This window comes from Limisphaera sp. VF-2, from assembly GCF_049537125.1.
Lineage (GTDB): Bacteria > Verrucomicrobiota > Verrucomicrobiia > Limisphaerales > Limisphaeraceae > Limisphaera.
In genome coordinates, this window is record NZ_JBMVQY010000004.1 from 426,685 (window position 1) to 445,136 (window position 18,452).

An 18,452-nucleotide genomic window follows, 5' to 3' on the forward strand; every position below is an offset into this window, starting at 1 on the left:
AGCAGGCAAGTCGTGCCATGAAGTTCGAAGGTTTGTTGTGGTGGATTCTGCTGCTGCCCCTGGCAGCGGCCGTCGGCATCACACTGCGCACGCTGAAGGATCCGCGGCGCAGCGCCACATTGTCGATCGGGGCGGCTCTGGCCTCGTTCGCTCTTACGCTGCTGTTCTGGATGGCCAATGGTTGGACCACCGGTCAGGTGTCGGTGACCTGGTGGAAGATCGGCACCTGGACGGCCACGTTCGACCTGCGCGTGGACCCGCTGAGTTTGTTGATGCTGCTGGTGGTGACCGGGGTCGGCAGTGCCATCCACGTTTACTCGGTTGGTTACATGCGGGGCGACCCGGGTTATTCAAGGTATTTTGCCTGCCTGAGTCTGTTCATGTTCTCGATGTTGGGCATTGTGCTCGCCGGAAACTTCCTGCAGATGTTTGTGTTCTGGGAGCTGGTGGGCGTGTCGAGTTACCTGCTGATTGGTCACTGGTTCGAACGCCCGGCGGCCGCGGATGCAGCCCAAAAGGCGTTCCTGACGAATCGACTGGGGGATTTGGGCTTTCTGGCGGGCATTCTCCTGCTGCACGGCCTCACGGGGACCCTGCAGTTCGACCGGCTGGAAGAGACCTGGCCCGGGATGATCCCCGCGTTGGGCCCCGTGGCGACCGTCGCCGGCTTGCTGGTTTTTTGCGGTGTGGTGGGCAAGTCGGCGCAGTTTCCTCTGCACGTGTGGTTGCCGGACGCCATGGAAGGTCCCACGCCGGTCAGCGCCCTGATCCATGCCGCCACCATGGTGGCCGCGGGCGTGTACTTGCTGTGCCGGGTCTTCTTCCTGTTCACCCCGGACGCGCTCATGGTCGTTGCGTGGACCGGGGGGTTGACCGCCCTGTTGGCGGCGGCGATCGCCACGCAGCAGAATGACATCAAACGCATCCTGGCCTATTCCACGCTCTCCCAATTGGGGTACATGGTCATGGGGGTGGGTCTCGGCGCGCCGGCGGCGGGAATGTTTCATTTGGTGACGCATGCGTTCTTCAAGGCACTGCTGTTTCTCGGGGCCGGTTCAGTCATCTGCGCGCTGCACCATGAGCAGAACATCTGGCGGATGGGCGGTCTGGCGCGGCGAATGCCCGTCACGTTCTGGACCTTCCTCGTCGGTACACTGGCCCTGGCGGGTGCATGGCCGTTGAGCGGCTTCTTCAGCAAAGATGCCCTGCTGGCCGCGGCATGGGAGCGGAACCTGCCCTTGTTCGCCCTTGGCCTGGGGGTGGCGGGCCTGACAAGTTTTTACATGTTCCGGCTCGTATGGGTGGCCTTCGGGGGCACGGGCCGGAGCGAATCCGCGGCGCACGCCGAGGAGTCTCCCCAGGGGATGCTCTGGCCCTTGCGTGTCCTGGCCGCTCTGAGCGTGGTCGCAGGTGTCCTGGGGATTCAGCCCGTGTTGCAGGGGATCCTGCCGGGTTTGGAGGGCACCCACGGCGCGGGCTGGTGGGCCCGGTTGAGGGAACCGTTTCATCACGCGCCACTGCCGGCTGCGGGCGGGCTGGTCGCCATGGGGTTGGGCCTCGCGCTGGCCTGGAAATGCTACGCGGGCGTTGCGGAAGATCCGTGGGTGGAGCGCTGGCCGGCGCTGAGTCGATGGCTCCGGAACCGGCTGTACTTCGATGAACTTTATGCGCAGACGGTGATTTGGTTCCACGAGGCGTGGGCAAGCTTTGCAGCGGGGGTGGAGCGGTGGGTGTTGAACGGTCTTTGTCTCGGCCTGATCCGCGGGGGCACCGACCTGCTGGGCCAGTCGCTGCGGCTGTTGCAGTCGGGCAACTTGCAGACGTACGCACTGGTCTTCGGGGCGGGCGTGGCCCTGCTGCTGTGGTGGGTGCTGGGAGGGTGAACACGGGTCCGATGAGGAGAACGCACGGGGGGACAAGATGACGGCGCTGGGTTGGATGGTTCTGATTCCGTTGCTGGCCGCAGGGGCGGTGTTGTTCGTGCCCCGGGACGCAGCCCGGGTGCCCCGATGGCTCACGCTGGGTGCCCTGAGTGTCACGCTGGTGTTGGGCCTCCGCGTTTTTGCAGGTTTCGAGGGTGCGGCAGCGGATGCCGACGGGTATCGATTGGTGACGGACATTCCCGGTTTGGGGGCTCCGAGCCTCGGGATTCGGTGCCGACTGGGGGTGGACGGTCTCAATGTGGCGTTGCTGTTGATGGCCGCCATGGTGGGACTGGCGGCCGCGGCCTGTGCCCGGGAGATTCAACACCGAGGCAAGGAGTTCTATTTCCTCCTGTTGCTCATGGTGGGGGGAATCCTGGGCGCGTTCGCCTCGCTCGACCTGTTCTTTTTCTACTTCTTTCATGAACTCGCGCTGGTGCCCACCTTTCTGATGATCGGAATGTGGGGGCGCGGCCCGGACCGCGCCGCGGCGGCGTATCAGATGACCCTTTACCTGACGGCGGGGGCCCTGTTGGCGCTGGTGGGGCTGGTCGCGCTGTATCTGCAGGTGCCGCCTGAACTTCGAACGTTCGACATCCCCACGCTGACTCGTTACTTCAGCGACCACCCGCTGCCCTCGAGCGTCCAGGCCTGGATCTACCCGATGCTGCTGTTCGGGTTCGGGATCCTGGTTTCCTTGTGGCCCTTTCATTCATGGGCACCACCGGGTTACGCCGCCGCTCCCACCGCCACGGCGATGCTGCACGCGGGCGTTTTAAAGAAGTTCGGCTTGTATGGTCTCCTGCGGGTCGGTCAGCCCTGGTTGCCGGATGCCGCCGCAGATTGGATGCCGGTCGTGGCCTGGCTGGCGCTGGGTAACCTGCTGTATGCAGGTTGGGTGGCCATGCGGCAGCAGGACCTCGGGCGGTTGCTGGGGTACGCCAGCGTGGCGCACATGGGATTTGTGTTCCTCGGGCTGACGGCGGGGAATGCCCTGGGTTTGACGGGAGCCGTGGTCGTCATGGTGGCGCACGGGTTGTTGGCGGCGCTCTCGTTCGCGGTGGCGGGTCATCTTCACCAGCAAGCCGGCACGCTGGAGATCCGGCGATTCGGCGGGCTGGGCCGGTCGATGCCGTTCGCTGGAGCGACGTTGACCATGGCCGCGCTGGCCGGCTGCGGGTTGCCCGGCTTTGCCAATTTCATCGGAGAAGTGACAGTTTTCCTGGGTGCCTGGCAGGTGCAGGAACTGCGCGCGGTGACGGTGGGAGCCTTGTGGGCAGCGTTGGTTGTCGGGGCCGTGTACATGCTGCGGGCCGTGCGCGCGGTTGTGCACGGGCCGGTGCCGGCGGCGGGTCAGTTGGGACAAGACATTCAGGGTTGGTCGGGGCGGTGGCCGTACGCGTTGTTGCTCGCGGGATTGTTGTGTTTCGGCTGGCTCCCTCAGATTCTGGTCGGGAAAGTGGAACCCGCGGTGGCGAAGATGCTGCCGGTGGATCGATCCGGCGTGCTGGCTTTCGGAGCGACCCCGGAAACGGATCTTTTGGATGCCCCTTCGGCGGACACCCTCTGCGGCTCCGGTGTTGGTCAGGCCGAAATGGCGAATTCTCCTTCAGGGCGGACTGCCGTGCAGCAAGTGCGCTGAGGCCATCAGGGCTCGATGAGGGGGACGGGAGGGTTTGCCTGAATGGCCCGCCGCGGGCGGCCGACCGAAACGCGAGGGAGGGCGAATCGTTGCACCGAGGGATGGATGCTGTCGGGCGGGGAACGCGACCAAGCAACCTACGGGCTGACCTTGCCTCGCAGAATCAGGGTTGATCCGCGACCGGGGGGGACTCGCTGCGTGTCAGGGCCTCCAGTCGTTCCGCGAGATCGTGCGCCAGTAGGGGTTCGATGACAGGGTCCAGGTCACCATCCATGACGGCGCCGAGGTTGTAAATCGTGAGATCGATTCGGTGGTCGGTGACGCGGTTTTGCGGAAAGTTGTAGGTGCGAATCCGTTCGTTGCGTTCGCCCGTTCCGACCTGGGCGCGGCGCTGGGCCGCAAGACGTGCGTTTTCTTCCGCACGTTTGGCGTCCAGCAGACGCGCCCGCAGGACGCGGAGCGCCTTCGCCTTGTTCTTTTGCTGGGACCGCTCGTCGGCGCAGCGCACGATGAGGCCGGTGGGCTTGTGCAGGATTTGGACGGCCGAATCCGTGGTGTTCACCCCCTGACCGCCCGGACCGGAGGCGCGACAGACTGTGATTTCCAGATCTTCCGGCTTGATTTCCACGTCCACTTCTTCGGCCTCCGGCAGCACGGCCACGGTGCAGGTGCTGGTGTGAATGCGTCCCTGGGCCTCGGTCACAGGCACGCGTTGGACCCGATGCACCCCGCTTTCGAACTTGAGCCGTTGGTACACGTCCTGGCCGCTGATCAGGAAGATCACCTCTCTGAATCCGCCGAGATCCGAGGGGGACGCGTCCATGGTCTCGGTGCGCCACCCACGGGCCTCGGCATAGCGGGTGTACATGCGGTACAGATCGGCTGCGAACAATGCGGCCTCCTGTCCGCCGGCGCCCGCCCGGATTTCCATGATGATGTTCCGTTGATCTACGGGATCCGGGGGCAGCAACCCGCGTTGCACCGCACGGGCGAGGCGGGGAATCTCCGACTCCAGCCGGGCGATCTCCTCCCGCACCAGGTCGGCCAGTTCCGATTGAGGCGGCTCGGCGGCCAGCAGCGCGCGGTTTCGCTCCAGTTCCTCCAGGGCGCGCAAATAAGCCTCTCCGCAGGAGACCAAATCCTTCAGGCGCGCGTACTCACGGCCCAGTTCCTGGAGTCGCGCCGGCTGGGCTGCCACCCCGGGGTCTCCCAGCGCAGTCTCCACTTCCGCCAGACGGCGGCGGAATCGCTCAATGTAAGGGCGCAGATCCACGGCGGTTCGGGAGCGAAATGGATGGCCGGTCCGCCCCGGACTTGAACGCGAGACGATGGCGCGGCCATCCGACACGGCGATCGGTTGGCGACCCCAACCCATGGGCCCCGGGGACTGAACCAGAGGCCCGGATGCAAGGGATGCCTGCGTGACGCATGCGGCACACCAAAAGCAAACCGCCCGCGGGCGCGAGCGACGGCGCACATCGACGGGCGGTCCGCCAAAGCCGACAGGCTAGCGTTTCTTCTTTTTCTTTTCCGCCAACGCCGCTTGCAGGGCCTGCGTCTTGGCCTGGCGTTGTTGGAACTTGTCCACGCGCCCTGCGGTATCCACCAGTTTCTGCTGACCGGTGTAAAACGGGTGGCAGGCGTTACAGATGCCCACGATGATCACCGGTTTGGTGGATCGCGTCTTGATCACGTTGCCGCAGGCGCAACGGATTTCCGCGTCCACGTATTTCGGATGAATGTCTGCTTTCATATCCCAAGGCAGACCAGCCTACCAGCGGGCCGCCGCCTGACAAGGCCGAAGTCTCGCTCAACTGCACAGGGGATGAGGTTGGCGAATTGTCCGTTGGAGGGGATGAAATCGGGTTGGGATGGAGCCGGAACCGGGGTTCGGTGTTTGCCCAGGCGGTTAAGTACCGGGGCCGAGGTCTGTGGTTGTTTAGGCTCCAGGAGCTGGTCAGCCCGGATGCGGTGCCGGCTGCGGCGTTGGCTTTGGAACCGGCGGTGGAGTTCCCCTTCGGGATTTCTTCGCCGCTGCACTCGAGCTGCTCTGGACGGCGGAGTTTCGGCGGCTGCGGTCGGGGCGCAGACGGGCCCGGGATGCGATGCCGGGCATTCGCACCGCGGCGGTGCCCCAAGAGGAAGCCGACCGGGGCCGCAAACGCCATGGGCCGTTACTGGCGCGGAGGACTGATGTGCACCGACACCGGGGCGACATGGCTGTGGAAGTTTCAGATCGCGCGCAGGAGCCGAGGGAAACTCTTCTTGCCCGGGATCAGTCAAGTGCGCACCGCCCTTGTGCCAGGTGTGAGTGGTGCAACCGCCGGGACCGAAGAGGCAAACAGGTTTGGCGCACTCGCTCCGAGCGCTCATCGCCATCGCTCGAGAGGGTCTGGAAGTCTGGAGCAAAGTGCCGGTGGGTTGGGAGTTGGAACTGGCGACCCAGCGGCGCAGGGGTGCGACGAGGACGAGTAGGGAGTGGTGCCGCAGCAGCAGGCCCGGGGAATCCCGGGTCCGCACGTATCGCTGCTGACCGGTGGGGCACTGCAGCTGAACCTTGCGATGCCGCCCCGGCCCACGGCGGCTGCGCTGACGGGTTTTATGCCAGGCCGACACGACCTCGGTGAGTGAGGGGCGGCACTTTGGGGATGGGTCGGGAGCGGAGAGGTTTGGTCCGGTTGGGCCTACGGGCACGGCTCGGGGGGTGGGACCGGGGCCCAGACCTTTCGGGCGTTGGGCCGGGCGTCGATCCGGCGGACAGGCCACGGGCGGCCGGGCGGTCTTTTTTGGGGCCGCTGCGTGAGCCTGCCGGTCCAGGGTCGGCGAAAGCCGACGGGTGGCTTTGCAGCGCAGCCGGGCCCGGGACGGGGTGCGGTAGCCGCCGAACGCTGTTTTTGGACCACCCGGGGCGGCGGCTCTACAGGTCTGAAAAGCCAGCCAATGAAAGGGAGTACCAAGGTCGAGGTCGGGAAAGGGGTGGGGCAGCCAGGTATCTGGGGCCGGCCGGTCGGGGCCTGGAGGCGTGGCTGCTCGCCCGCGGTGCGGGTGGCCTCCCGAATGGCATGTGCGCAGTTATGCACGCTCAGTAGGCCACCGGCTCGCCTCGCGTTGGCATAAGATGGAGACGGTGGAGAGCGCGATCCCCGGGCCGGGGCCTCATCTTGCGGCAGCTGCAGAAAAGCTTCGAAATCGAAGAATGCACCAGATCCACGGTGGTGGTTGGGCCGGAGCCCATCCTGTCCAAGCGGCCTCGGGCGTGGTGGCTGGTTCTTCTATGGCTGTCGGGAGACGCGTTTGCACCCGGTCTGTGGGCCGACATTCGGCTCACCAACTGCAGTGAGGCCGCGCTGCGGGCGGCCATCGCAAGGGGCGGACGAATTGTCTTCGATTGCGACGGTACAGTCGGGCTCAGCCAAACGCTCGTTATCACGACGAACGTTTCCGTGGACGCCCGAGAGCACGCGGTTGCCCTCAGTGGAAACAACGCTGTTCGTGTCTTCGAGGTGAACCCGGGCGCGGAACTCACGCTTCGGAACCTGACGGTGCGGGAAGGGCGCAGTGCCAGCGGTGCAGCGATCCGCAACATCGGTGAGGCAGTTACCCTGGTGAACTGCCAGGTTGTGTCCAATACGGCCGTGGGTGAGCTGGTAGACGACGGCCTGCAGGGATTACCCGCATATGGCGGGGCGGTTTTCAACCAGGGCACGTTGATCATTCGGGGCGGACGTCTGGTGGGCAACCTGGCGCGGGGCGGAGACGGGAGTGCGCGGCCCGGGGTGTGCGGTGGAGGGGGCGGGGCTGAAGGGGGCGCTGTGTTTAGCGTGGGCGGGCAGGTCAAATTGGAAGGCGTGGACTTTCAGTACAACAGCGCTGTTGGCGGCCAGGGAGGTTATGATCCGGTCTCCATGGCCGGCTGCGGCGGCGGTAGCGCGCATGGCGGCGCCATCCGGGTCCTGGGCGGAACGCTGCACGTAACCGGTTGCACCTTTGCCGACAACGAGGCGCGAGGAGGCTATGGCGCGCGTTACGGCTGGGGCGGGGTTGCCGAGGGCGGGGGCCTTTGCCTGGGCAGCAACCAGACTCAGATCGTTGGGAGCACCTTTGTGACAAATCGCTGTCAGGGCGGAGGAGGGGCCGCCGGTCAAGGGGGCGCCGTCCATAACGCCGGTGGCCGGTTGGCCATCCGGGACTGCACCTTCCGGGCGAACCGCGCTACTGGCGGCGGAGGCGGCTACCATACACGGCCGGGCGAGGGCTCCGGTGGTGCGTTGCGTCATGGTGCTTCCGTTGCCAGCACTGCACCCTGCGAGATAGCCGGATGCCTGTTCCACGCCAATGAAGCGCGTGGCGGCGACGGGCGAATCAGCCCGTTCGTGTGGTTGGGCGGACAGGGTCTGGGGGGCGCGATCTTGAACAACGGGCACATGACGATCCTCAACTCGACGATATTTGAAAACGTGGCGGTTGGAGGGCAAGGTGGATTCCCCTGGATGGCTTCCTCAGGCGAGGCCGGTGGCGACGCATGGGGCGGGGGCTTGTGCAGTCGCGGGCGGGCCGGCCTGACCAACGTCACCATTGCTGCCAACAGTGCCATGGGGGGCCTTGGCTCGGGCGACCCGGACCCAGGTCTATTGGGCCCGCCCGGCGCCAGTAACGGCGGGGGCCTGGCTGTTTTGGAGAGCCTCTTGTGGCTCAAAAACACCATCATTGCGCACAGCATCACAGGCTCGAACATCTTCGGCGCGCCGGTGGACGGCGGACACAACTTGTGTTCCGACGCCAGCGGCGCGTTTCGGGAGCCCAGCAACCTGATCAACACCGACCCCATGCTTGGTCCACTGAGCGACAATGGCGGGCCGACCTGCACATTAAGGTTGCTCCCCGGCAGCCCGGCCATCGATGCCGGGGAAAACGTGGCCGGATTGACCGTTGACCAGCGCGGCTTGTCCCGCGCCACCGGAGCCCGCACGGACATTGGCGCGTACGAAAGCTGCCAACCGTTGCAGTTCCTCAGTGTCGGTTGGCTTGACCCGGACCGACTGAAACTGCGTCTGCTCGCAGAGCCGGGCGCGTACCGGCTCGAAGCCTCCACGAACCTCCTGGCGTGGGTCGAAGTGGGGGCCTTTACCAACTGCACCGTCATCGTGGATTGGACGAATGCGGTCGAGGACTGTCCGGCGCGTTTCTTCCGCGCCTGTCAAGTTCGGCCTTGATGCCGGACAGGAGGGCCCTTCCCGACGGCCGGGCTGCGGCGGCCAAACCCACAGAGCCTCCCGCACACTGGGGCGATGGCAGCCGTGGAACTGCCTTCTTAAGGCTCGCTTCTTGCGTGACGGGCTGAAAAGCCCCAGGCGGATGACGCGGTCGGTGGTGCTGGCACTGCGGCGCAAGGTGGAAGGTGCGTTTGAGACGCAGGCGGCAGGCACTGATGTATGCACGGAGCGGGAAAACCCGGAGTTCGAGGGCTGGTGGGTGGGACGGAGGCAGGAGTCGGGCCTGGAGGGCCTTGGGGTCAGGGAGGAGCGTTGGGCGGGCTGGTGGCGGTGTGTTTGTAGGCGGACGGTATGGTGAGCGCACGAGAAGCGGCGAGCCGCACCGCTTGGATTTGTGGCGGCGGTGCCGGGCCGACGACTTCTTGTGTGGGCCAGTGGCGTTCGGTGCGATCACAGCAAAGGCCGGTGTGGGTCACAATGCACGCTGGGACGGTGGCGCTCGAGCTCTGGGGATGTTGACGCGTGGTCACTTGGGCGGTGTGAAGGGTGGTTTTGGCGCTTGGAGCAGCTCACGCTCTTGAGGGGCACGATCGGGGGCGGAACATGCGCCCTCTTTCTCGACCTCCCGTGAAATGCACTTTACATGGCGATCGGGGCGACTAGGCTTGCCGGCGGACAAGGAACGTTATGAAGGCGAGCATCCAATTCCTGGTGGGTTTGGCGATGGCGACGGGGCTGTTGTGCGGTTGTGCGGGGCCGGAGCAGAAGTTGGGGCGGGGCCTGCGGAACACGACGGAGATTGTGCGCTGGGGGGAGTTGCGCCGCACGGTGGAGCAGACCGCGTTGTTCGATTCGCCGGATCAGGCCTACACCACGGGGTTGGTACGCGGGTTCAACCGGTCCATGGCACGTTTTGGCGTGGGCCTGTACGAGATTGTGACGGCGCCTTTCCCACCCTACGAGCCGGTCGCCACGCGATATCTGTCGCCCGAGCCGGTGTATCCGGACAACTACAAACCGGACCTTTTGGCGGTGCCGGCCTTCGATTCGGCGAACGAACTGGGCTTCAGTGGGGGCGATGTGGCGCCCATGATTCCGAACAGCCGTTTCAAGATTTTCGATCGCTAAACCGGCGGCGTTCGCCGGAAGCGAAGGGCGCGCTGTGGGAATTGTCCCGGCGCGCCTTTGTTTTGCCATGGAACTGCAGAAACCGTCTCCTGCGAAGCTGAACCTGGTGCTGAACGTGTTGGGTCGCCGTCCGGATGGCTACCACGAGTTGGAGACCATTCTACATCCCCTGGCAGTGCAGGACCGTCTGGTTTTCGAGACGCGGCCGCACGGGATCGAGCTTACCTGTACGGATCCGCGGCTGCCCACGGATGACCGAAACCTGGTGTACAGGGCGGCCCGAATGTTCTTCGAGGCATCGGGCGTGCGGGCCGGGGTACGCATTCATCTGGAGAAACGGCTCCCGCAGGGTGCCGGACTGGGCGGGGGAAGCGGGAACGCGGCCGCCACGCTGCTGGCACTCAATGAATGTTTTGGGGCGCCACTGGGAGAGAGCGCGTTGCACGAGCTGGCCGCCCGGCTGGGATCCGACGTGCCGTTTTTCCTGCGCGGAGTGCCCGCCCTGGCCACTGGTCGGGGGGAATGCCTGGAATGGCTGGACTGGTTTCCCGCCCTGCGTGGCTGTGCGTTTGTGGTGGTGCATCCCGGCTTTGGGATCGCCACACCCTGGGCGTACGCGCAACTGCGTCGGTTCCCGGAGGTTCTGCATGGGACGCCGGGCCGGGCCCGGGCGGCGTTGGTCGCTTTGCAAGGAGACGACCCTCGAAAGGCCGGGGCGGAGTTTTACAACGCGTTCGAGGCTCCAGCCTTTGAAAAGTTTCCGGTGCTGGCGCTGTATTGCGAGTTTTTCGCCTCCCACGGCGCTTACGGGGCGCGGATGAGCGGGAGCGGTTCGGCCGTGTTTGCGGTGGTTCCGGATGTCGCTGCGGGAGAACGGATGCTGGAAGCTTTCAAGGACCGGTTCGGAAATCGGGTCTGGGCCGCGGTCGTACCGGTTTGCCCGGGCTGAGGCATTTGCCCGGTTCCCGACTGGCTGTCATGGGGATTGTGGGGCGGGCTCTTTTGGCAGCCGCGATCGGGGTTGAAGCCCGTGGTTGGGGAAGAGCGCACGTCTTTGACGGAACCGACCTCGATTTCACCGGCGCCCGGCGGCCAGCTTCTTCCGCGGGGCAAAACGGGCGGGGCGGAGAACGGATCGTTCGGTTGAAGCACGGGCAGATCGTGCCGAGCTGCGTTGCCGATCCCGCCGGGAAGGACCGCGTTGACGCGCGCCCTCGGAGGGGGCGGGCTGGGTTTGTGATTTGGAGACGACTCCATACTTCGTTCGATTGACATGCGCATCCAGATCCGTGCAAATGGTTGGCATGAGTCAAAGGCGCAGTGTCACTCGTCGCCAGTTTCTGCAAGCGGCCGGGCGAAGCACCGTGGGCGTGGCAGCGGGGCTGGCCTTCCCCAACCTCTTCCTCAACCGAACGAAGGCGGCCACGGGTCAGAATCCGTCGGAATTCATCCGCGTGGGATTCATCGGCGTGGGCGGCCAGGGCATGAGCAACCTGCGGGCGCTCATGAAAAACGCGGTGGCGGTTTGCGATGTGGACCAGAACCACCTGGAAGCAGCGCAGAAAGCCGTGGAGAAAGCCACGGGCCGCACCTGCGCGGGGTATCGGGATTACCGGCGCATGCTCGAGGACAAGTCGGTGGATGCGGTTTGCATCAGTACGCCGGATCATTGGCATGCGCTGCCCACCATCCACGCATGCGAGGCGGGCAAGGATGTGTATGTGGAGAAGCCGCTGACGCTGACGATCGAGGAGGGGCAGGTCATGGTGGCGGTGGCACGGCGGACGGGTCGGGTGGTCCAGACCGGGAGCCAACAGCGGTCCGATGCCCGGTTTCGGCAGGCGGTCGAATTGGTGCGCAACGGCCGGCTCGGAGTCATCAAGCGGGTGTTGGTGGGCTTGACGGGGGTCAACTGGACTCAGGAGCCCCCCGTACCGGATTCGGAGCCGCCGCCCGAGCTGGACTATGACATGTGGTTGGGCCCGGCGCCCTGGCGACCGTACAACAAACACCGCGTGCATTACTATTTTCGGTTTTTCTGGGACTATTCCGGGGGCCAGATGACCAATTGGGGGGCGCATCATCTGGACATCGCACAATGGGGACTCGGGATGGATGGCTCGGGTCCGCTGGAGATTCGCGGCACGGGCGAGTACGATCCGCAGAAACGGTTCGAGGTGCCCGTGTCCTTCTCCATCACCTACCGGTATGCCAACGGGGTGGTGGTGGAGTGTCGGAGTCCGCGGGCCCTGGTCTCCGAGTTGTTGCCGGATCGGCAAAAGGAAGCCCGGGAGATCCTCAACGGGCGCGACGAATTCACCGGCTGCATCTTTGAGGGCGAACGAGGGCTGTTGTACATCAACCGCGGTGCGATCGCGACGTGGCCGGAGGAGATTCTGCAGCAATCCATCGGGGACAACGACCTGCGGGTGTACGCCAGCCGCAATCATCATCAGAACTGGCTGGAGTGCATTCGCACGCGGGCGCTGCCGATCTGCGATGTGGCGGTCGGGCATCGGTCGGCCACGGTTTGTCATTTGGGCAACATTGCCGTGCGGACGGGGAAAGTGGTCCGCTGGGATCCGAATCAGGAGCGGATTGTAGGCGACGCAGAGCTGGCACGCTGGGTTTCCAAGCCGTATCGGGCGCCCTGGTCGCTGCCCAAGGTCTGAACATGGGCGGAATGGAGCGCGCCTGAATGGAAGGCGCATGATACGGGGGCCGGCCGAAGGCCGGGCAGACATGGTTGGGGCTGGTCCGGGGCGGACCGAGCCACACGCGGCGCCGGCTGGTTGCACGGCGCGAAGCTGCCGGCCTGTCTGCTCCCCGGCTCGACTGCAGGCGCAAGCGCGCTCCGGCCGCGCAGATCGGAGAGGCTGCGCCGCCGGGGTCGGGACCTGAGAGTTCCGTGCCGGCGATGCAATTTTGTCGGGTGTTCTTCGAGCATCGACTCGCGGTGGGCTTCGGTTGAGCGGACCCGGGTTGAGACGGCGTAGCCACCGCACAGGGGGTGCGAAGTCCGGGCTGGGCTCTGCATTTCGTACCAGGGTACCAGAAGCAGGCATCCGTGCATTGCGGACGCGCGCACGAGATTGCGGCGGGTGAACTCCCGGGGAGTTACCGGCTCTGCTTTTTGCGCGCCAACCTCCGGGCGGCTCGCGGCCGACGACGGCGGACTGGCCGCAGGGGACCGCCGGGGGTCCGGAGAACCTGCCCGGGCTTCGACGACCGGCCCGCGCCTTCCGCTTGACAGCGCCGGGCGCGCCTGCCTACAAGGCCAGTCCAGTCTGTCCGAGCCGGCGCGGCCCCGGACGGAAGCTGCGGTTGTTTGAACGCTTCGACCCAACCGGAGGACCAAAGTGGAGGATTATGAAGCGCGTGACCAAGCTTTGTTGGATGGTGGGGTTGCTGGGGTGGCTGGGGTCGGGTGCCGACCCGCTTCTGGCTGCCACCAGCACCAATGACCTGCCGGAACGATATTTCACAGCGGCGTTTCAATATCCGGGTGTGCGGCTCAGTCCGGAGGACAGCCTCAACGTGGACGTGCGGTTGAAAAACCGCGGCCGCAGTGACGAGACGGTGTTGTTGGAGGTGACCGAGCAACCGGCGGACTGGAACGTGGAGATTCGCCGCTACGGCACGGCCGTGACCGGTGTTTTCCTGCCCTCGGGAGAGGATCAAACGCTGACCTTCACGGCTCGTCCGAAGGACCGGAACCTCAAGCGGCTTCCGGAGGGGACGTACCGTTTTGCCATCCGGGCTCATACTCCGGACAACGCCCTGGTGCGGGAATCGTCGCTGGTGGTTACCGTCAGCTCGGGCGAGCATGGCCCGGAGCGCATCACGTTGGAAACCTCGTATCCCACGCTGCGGGGCTCCAGCGGCGACAAATTCCAGTTCTCGCTGGATGTGCGAAACGAGACCGGTCAGGACGCAGTGTTCAACTTCCGGGCCACGGCGCCCCAGGGCTGGCAGACCTCCTTCCGGCCCGCCTACGAATCCAAGCAGATCACCTCGTTGCAGATCAATGCCGGTTCGAGTCGGTCGATCGAGTTCGAGGTGACCCCGCCCTATCGGGCCCAGGCGGGCGAGTACGATTTCAAGGTGGAGGTGGAGGCGGGTCGGGCGCGAGCCGAGAAGGATCTGAAGGTGGTGTTGACGGGCACCTACGATCTCAAGGTCGGCACGCCGAGCGGGCTGCTCTCGCTGGTCACCGAGCGGGGGAAAAAGACCACTGCCACGTTGCTGGTCCAGAACACCGGTTCGGCGCCGCAGCGGGAGATCAGTTTTCAATCTTTCAAGCCGGAGAATTGGAAGGTCGAGTTCTCCCCGGAGAAGCTGGAGAATGTGCAACCGGGCGAGGTCAAACAGGTGGAGGTCAGCATCACCCCGGCCGAGCAGGCCCTGGTGGGCGATTACTCGGTCAGCCTGGCCATCGATGGGGAACGGGTCAATCGCGACCTGGAATTCCGGGTCACCATCCGGGCGGGAGCCACATGGGGCTGGGTGGGCCTGGCCATCATCGTGCTGGTGGTGGCGGGCCTGGGTGTGACGTTTCACTATTTGGGCCGCCGGTGACATGGCTGCGATCATCCAGACGCAGGGCCTGACCCGACGGTACGGCCGCCAAACCGCCGTCGAGCAGCTCGATCTCGAGGTGCAGGAGGGCGAGATCTTCGGCTTTCTCGGCCCCAACGGCGCGGGAAAGACGACCACCATCCTGATGTTGCTGGGCCTGACCGAACCCAGCGCGGGCTCTGCGCGCGTGTTGGGCTACGACCCGGTGCGCGATCCCCTGCCGATCAAGCGCCAGGTCGGGTATTTACCGGAAAATGTCGGCTTTTACGATGACCTCACCGGGCGGGAGAACCTCCGTTACATCGCCGACTTGAACGGCATCCCTGAACCCGAGGCCACGGGAAAAATCGAATCGGCGCTCCGGACGGTGGGCCTGGCCGACGAAGGGGACAAGCTGGTGGGGGCTTATTCCCGGGGCATGCGGCAACGGCTGGGGATCGCGGAGCTCCTGGTCAAGGACCCGCGGTTGCTGATTCTCGACGAACCGACTCTGGGACTGGACCCCGACGGAACCAACAAGATGCTGGATTTGATCCGGGATCTGAACCGGTCCCGGGGCATCACGGTGATGCTTTCGTCGCACCTGCTGGATCAGGTGCAGCGGATTTGCCACCGGGTCGGCATCATGATCAAGGGTCGCCTGGTCGCCCTGGGGACCATCGAGGAACTGGCCCGGCGCAAGGGCGCCGACAGCGGGCGCCCGGTTCTGGAAGAGATTTACATGCGTTACTTCAAGGAGGCCTGAGCCATGTGGACCATCTGCCGCAAGGAACTGGCGGACCATTTTAGTTCCACCCGTTTCCTGCTGCTGTTCTGCCTGATCTTCATGGTGGCGCTGGTGGCCGCCTACATGGCTGTGGAAAATGTGCACAAGGCGCTCGAGGGGTTTCCCAAGTCCTCCCACGTATTCCTGATGATGTTCACCACCCCGGGGAAGTTTTTCTCGCTCGTACAGTTCGTCGCGTTTTTCGGGCCGTTGTTGGGGATCATCATGGGCTTTGACGCCATCAATCGGGAACGGCACTTGCGAACCCTGGGCAAGCTCTTGTCGCAGCCGATCTTTCGGGACGCGGTGATCAACGGGAAGTTTCTAGCCGGCGTGATCACGGTGACGCTGGTCATGGTGAGCCTGCTGTTGTTGTTGACCGGGATGGGGCTGGTAACCCTGGGGGTGGTGCCGGGTTGGGAGGAGATCGCGCGGCTGGCCGTGTATCTCATCATCAGCATCGCGTATATCTCCTTCTGGCTGGGATTGGCGATTCTGTTCTCCATCGTGTTCCGCTCCCTGGCCACGTCGGCGCTGGCCTCGGTGGCGCTGTGGATCTTTTTCTCCTTTTTCATGGGCTTCGTCGCCGACATGGCAGCGGACACCCTGCGGCCCGTGTACAATCGGCGGGACGTGGAACAGGTGGTGGCCAACGACCGCCTGGCGCATGCGTTCAGCCTGGTATCTCCGGTGGTCCTTTACGGAGAAGCCACGGGTCCCATTCTGGATCCCTTCCAGCGAAGTGCCGGATCCCTGCTGGTGATCACGCCGATGGAGGCATTCTCCTTGGAGCGCTTTCGGGGTCCTCTGCCGCTGGACCAGTCCATGTTCATCGTCTGGCCGCATATTGTCCTGATGATGGCTCTGACCCTGATCTGCTTCGGGATCGGGTACGTCACCTTCTTGCGGCAGGAGATTCGAACCGTCTAGGACCGGGCGAGTCCGGGAGAGTTTCCCACTCGAACCCGGGCCCTTCATCGCGACCCCCGGGTGTCGTGCCCGTGCGGGGCCGGACCGCCTGGCGGAGGACCTTCTCGCGGCCTGTCTTCGACTCCGGGCGTCCCCTCGCCGGCTTTGCCGTTGAGGGGCGTGGAGCCGTCTCGTAAGGTGCGGAGCCGATGGATGCGAAGACATCGGAGCCTGCCGGGCCCCTGGCGTTCCCCGTGACCGAGTTGCGGGGCGTGGGCCGGGAACGGGCCGAACAATTGGCACGCCTCGGGATTCGGACGGTCGAGGACCTTTTGCTGCATCGGCCACGTCGGTACGAGGATCGCCGGCACTTCCGGCCCATTGGCCAGTTGCAGGTGGGCGAGGCGGCGCTGACGCGGGGGCGCGTGATCGCCATGGGACTCAAGACCTTCCGGAGAAGGACGCGTTCGCTCTTCGAGGTCGTTTTGGAGGACGAAACCGGCCGGTTGTACTGTCGGTGGTGGAACTCGCCCTTCATGGAACGGTACTTTCGCGTGGGGGACGAGGTGGTGGTGTACGGCAAGGTGCGCGCGCTCCGGCCCCCTGCGATGGATCATCCGGAGACCGAGGTCATCGAAGGAGACGCCGAGGCGTTCATTCATTTCGACCGGCTGACGCCGGTCTACCCTCTGACGGAGGGGCTGCCGCAACGCTGGTTGCGCGCGCTGATTTGGCGCACGCTGGCGCAGTACGGCGAGGCAGTGGCCGACCCCTGGCCACGGTCGCAACTCCCCGCGGAACTGCAGCATCTGCCCACCCGTGCCCAGGCCCTGCGCTGGCTCCATTTCCCGGACACGCTGGAGCAGGCGGAATGGGCCAGGCAGCGGCTGGCGCTGGACGAGTTCGTTCCCCTGCAGCAGGCCCTGTGGGAGCGGCGCCGTCGATTCGAACGGGTGGCCACGGCGCTTCCCTGTGCCGGGGATCGGAATCGCCTGATCAAACCGTTTCTGGCCCGGCTCGGATTCCGCTTGACCGAGGCCCAGACCCGCGTCCTGCGGGAGATCCGGCGCGACCTGGGCGGGCCCTGGCCCATGCGCCGGTTGTTGCAAGGAGACGTGGGCAGCGGCAAGACGGTGGTGGCTGCTTGTGCGGCTCTCATGGCGATCGAGAGCGGTTACTCGGTGGCCCTCATGGCGCCCACCGAGATTTTGGCCGAGCAGCATTACAGCGTGTTTCAGCAGTGGTTCGGTCCGTTGGGAGTGCCTGTCTGGTTGCGGACCGGAAGCCGCAAAATCGAACCCTTGCCGGTCGAAGGGTCTGCGCGGCGATCGGCGTCGGGTGCCCCGCAGGGCGAGCCCGGCGAGCTCGCCGCCCTTTACGTCGGCACCCATGCGCTGCTGACCGGCGAGGTCTCTCTGCCCCGCCTGGGTCTCGTCATCATCGACGAACAACACAAGTTCGGCGTCACCCAGCGCGAGACCCTCGTGCGGAAGGGCCGGCACCCACATCTGCTGGTCATGACGGCGACGCCCATCCCGCGCACCCTGGCTCTGACGCTCTATGGGGATCTGGACGTGTCGTTGCTGGACCAACTTCCGCCCGGGCGCAAACCCGTGCGCACCTGCGTGCGATCGTCGGCGCAGCTTCCGGAGGTGTGGGCGCGGGTGCGGGCCGAGCTGGCGGCGGGTCGGCAGGCCTACGTGGTCTGCCCGCGTGTGGAGGACACCGACGCGGGTGTCGTGCGAGCGGTGGAGAAAGAATTCGCGCGGGTCCAGCAGGCCTTGCGACCGTACCCGGTGGCCCTGCTTCACGGTCGTCTGCCGGCGCGGCAAAAGGAGCAGGTCATGGAGGCCTTTCGCACCGGAGCGATCTCGGTCCTGGTGAGCACGCCGGTGATCGAAGTGGGGGTGGATGTGCCGCGGGCCACCGTGATGGTCATCCTCAGCGCCGAGACCTTTGGGCTGGCGCAACTGCATCAATTGCGGGGGCGGGTCGGCCGCGGAGCGCAACCGGGGGAATGCATCCTGGTGTCCGACGCCCGCACGCCCGAGGCACGGGCACGACTGCGCGTGCTGGAGGAAACCCGGGACGGCTTTGCCATCGCGGAGGCTGATTTGCAACTGCGTGGCCCGGGGGAGTTGCTGGGCCAGCAACAAAGCGGGATGCCGCGCCTGCGTTTTGGCGATCTGGTTCGCGACCATGCCCTCATCGAGGCTGCACGGCGAATCGTGCGGGAAGGGGCGCCGCGATCGGATCAGGAACCGAGTGCCACGCGCAATTCGGTGGGTTCTTGA

Annotated in this window: 13 protein-coding genes; 11 read left to right on the plus strand and 2 right to left on the minus strand. The window is 65.3% G+C overall.

Annotated elements, in window-relative coordinates:
• Positions 1-17: 17 nt before the first annotated feature.
• Both nuoL and ACPDIT_RS13425 read left to right on the plus strand, forming a co-directional pair.
• The gene (gene nuoL, locus ACPDIT_RS13420) at positions 18-1,883 is read left to right on the plus strand and encodes an NADH-quinone oxidoreductase subunit L (protein WP_423444285.1); all 1,866 of its coding nucleotides are present in this window, start codon (positions 18-20) and stop codon (positions 1,881-1,883) included.
• Between the two features lie 37 nt (positions 1,884-1,920).
• On the plus strand, positions 1,921-3,564 hold the full coding sequence (locus ACPDIT_RS13425; RefSeq protein ID WP_423444287.1) for a complex I subunit 4 family protein: 1,644 nt from the start codon (positions 1,921-1,923) through the stop codon (positions 3,562-3,564).
• A 163-nt stretch (positions 3,565-3,727) separates the two neighbouring features.
• Here ACPDIT_RS13425 and prfA read toward each other — a convergent pair whose 3' ends face one another.
• Together prfA and rpmE are read right to left on the minus strand one after the other, a co-directional pair.
• Positions 3,728-4,837, minus strand: coding sequence for a peptide chain release factor 1 (gene prfA / locus ACPDIT_RS13430; protein WP_423444427.1), 1,110 nt, complete (start codon positions 4,835-4,837; stop codon positions 3,728-3,730).
• A 234-nt stretch (positions 4,838-5,071) separates the two neighbouring features.
• On the minus strand, positions 5,072-5,317 hold the full coding sequence (gene rpmE, locus ACPDIT_RS13435) for a 50S ribosomal protein L31 (protein ID WP_423444289.1): 246 nt from the start codon (positions 5,315-5,317) through the stop codon (positions 5,072-5,074).
• 1,459 nt (positions 5,318-6,776) lie between these two features.
• Between rpmE and ACPDIT_RS13440 the strand changes: the two genes are divergently transcribed.
• The 9 genes from ACPDIT_RS13440 to recG all read left to right on the plus strand — a co-directional run bounded on the left by ACPDIT_RS13440 (position 6,777) and on the right by recG (position 18,452).
• The gene (locus ACPDIT_RS13440) at positions 6,777-8,777 is read left to right on the plus strand and encodes a choice-of-anchor Q domain-containing protein (protein WP_423444291.1); all 2,001 of its coding nucleotides are present in this window, start codon (positions 6,777-6,779) and stop codon (positions 8,775-8,777) included.
• A gap of 142 nt (positions 8,778-8,919) precedes the next feature.
• Positions 8,920-9,135, plus strand: coding sequence for a hypothetical protein (locus ACPDIT_RS13445; protein ID WP_423444293.1), 216 nt, complete (start codon positions 8,920-8,922; stop codon positions 9,133-9,135).
• 329 nt (positions 9,136-9,464) lie between these two features.
• Positions 9,465-9,905 carry an exosortase system-associated protein, TIGR04073 family gene (locus tag ACPDIT_RS13450; protein WP_423444294.1) on the plus strand — a complete coding sequence of 147 codons (441 nt, stop codon included), beginning with the start codon at positions 9,465-9,467 and terminating at the stop codon, positions 9,903-9,905.
• 67 nt (positions 9,906-9,972) lie between these two features.
• On the plus strand, positions 9,973-10,854 hold the full coding sequence (gene ispE, locus ACPDIT_RS13455) for a 4-(cytidine 5'-diphospho)-2-C-methyl-D-erythritol kinase (RefSeq protein ID WP_423444295.1): 882 nt from the start codon (positions 9,973-9,975) through the stop codon (positions 10,852-10,854).
• A 355-nt stretch (positions 10,855-11,209) separates the two neighbouring features.
• Entirely contained in the window at positions 11,210-12,577 is a 1,368-nt protein-coding gene (locus ACPDIT_RS13460; RefSeq protein WP_423444297.1) for a Gfo/Idh/MocA family protein, read from the plus strand.
• A gap of 697 nt (positions 12,578-13,274) precedes the next feature.
• Positions 13,275-14,483: an NEW3 domain-containing protein gene (locus tag ACPDIT_RS13465; protein WP_423444298.1), complete on the plus strand. Its 1,209-nt coding sequence runs from the start codon at positions 13,275-13,277 to the stop codon at positions 14,481-14,483.
• Between the two features lies 1 nt (position 14,484).
• Entirely contained in the window at positions 14,485-15,228 is a 744-nt protein-coding gene (locus ACPDIT_RS13470) for an ABC transporter ATP-binding protein (protein WP_423444300.1), read from the plus strand.
• Between the two features lie 3 nt (positions 15,229-15,231).
• The gene (locus ACPDIT_RS13475) at positions 15,232-16,179 is read left to right on the plus strand and encodes an ABC transporter permease (protein WP_423444302.1); all 948 of its coding nucleotides are present in this window, start codon (positions 15,232-15,234) and stop codon (positions 16,177-16,179) included.
• 188 nt (positions 16,180-16,367) lie between these two features.
• Positions 16,368-18,452 carry an ATP-dependent DNA helicase RecG gene (gene recG / locus ACPDIT_RS13480; RefSeq protein ID WP_423444304.1) on the plus strand — a complete coding sequence of 695 codons (2,085 nt, stop codon included), beginning with the start codon at positions 16,368-16,370 and terminating at the stop codon, positions 18,450-18,452.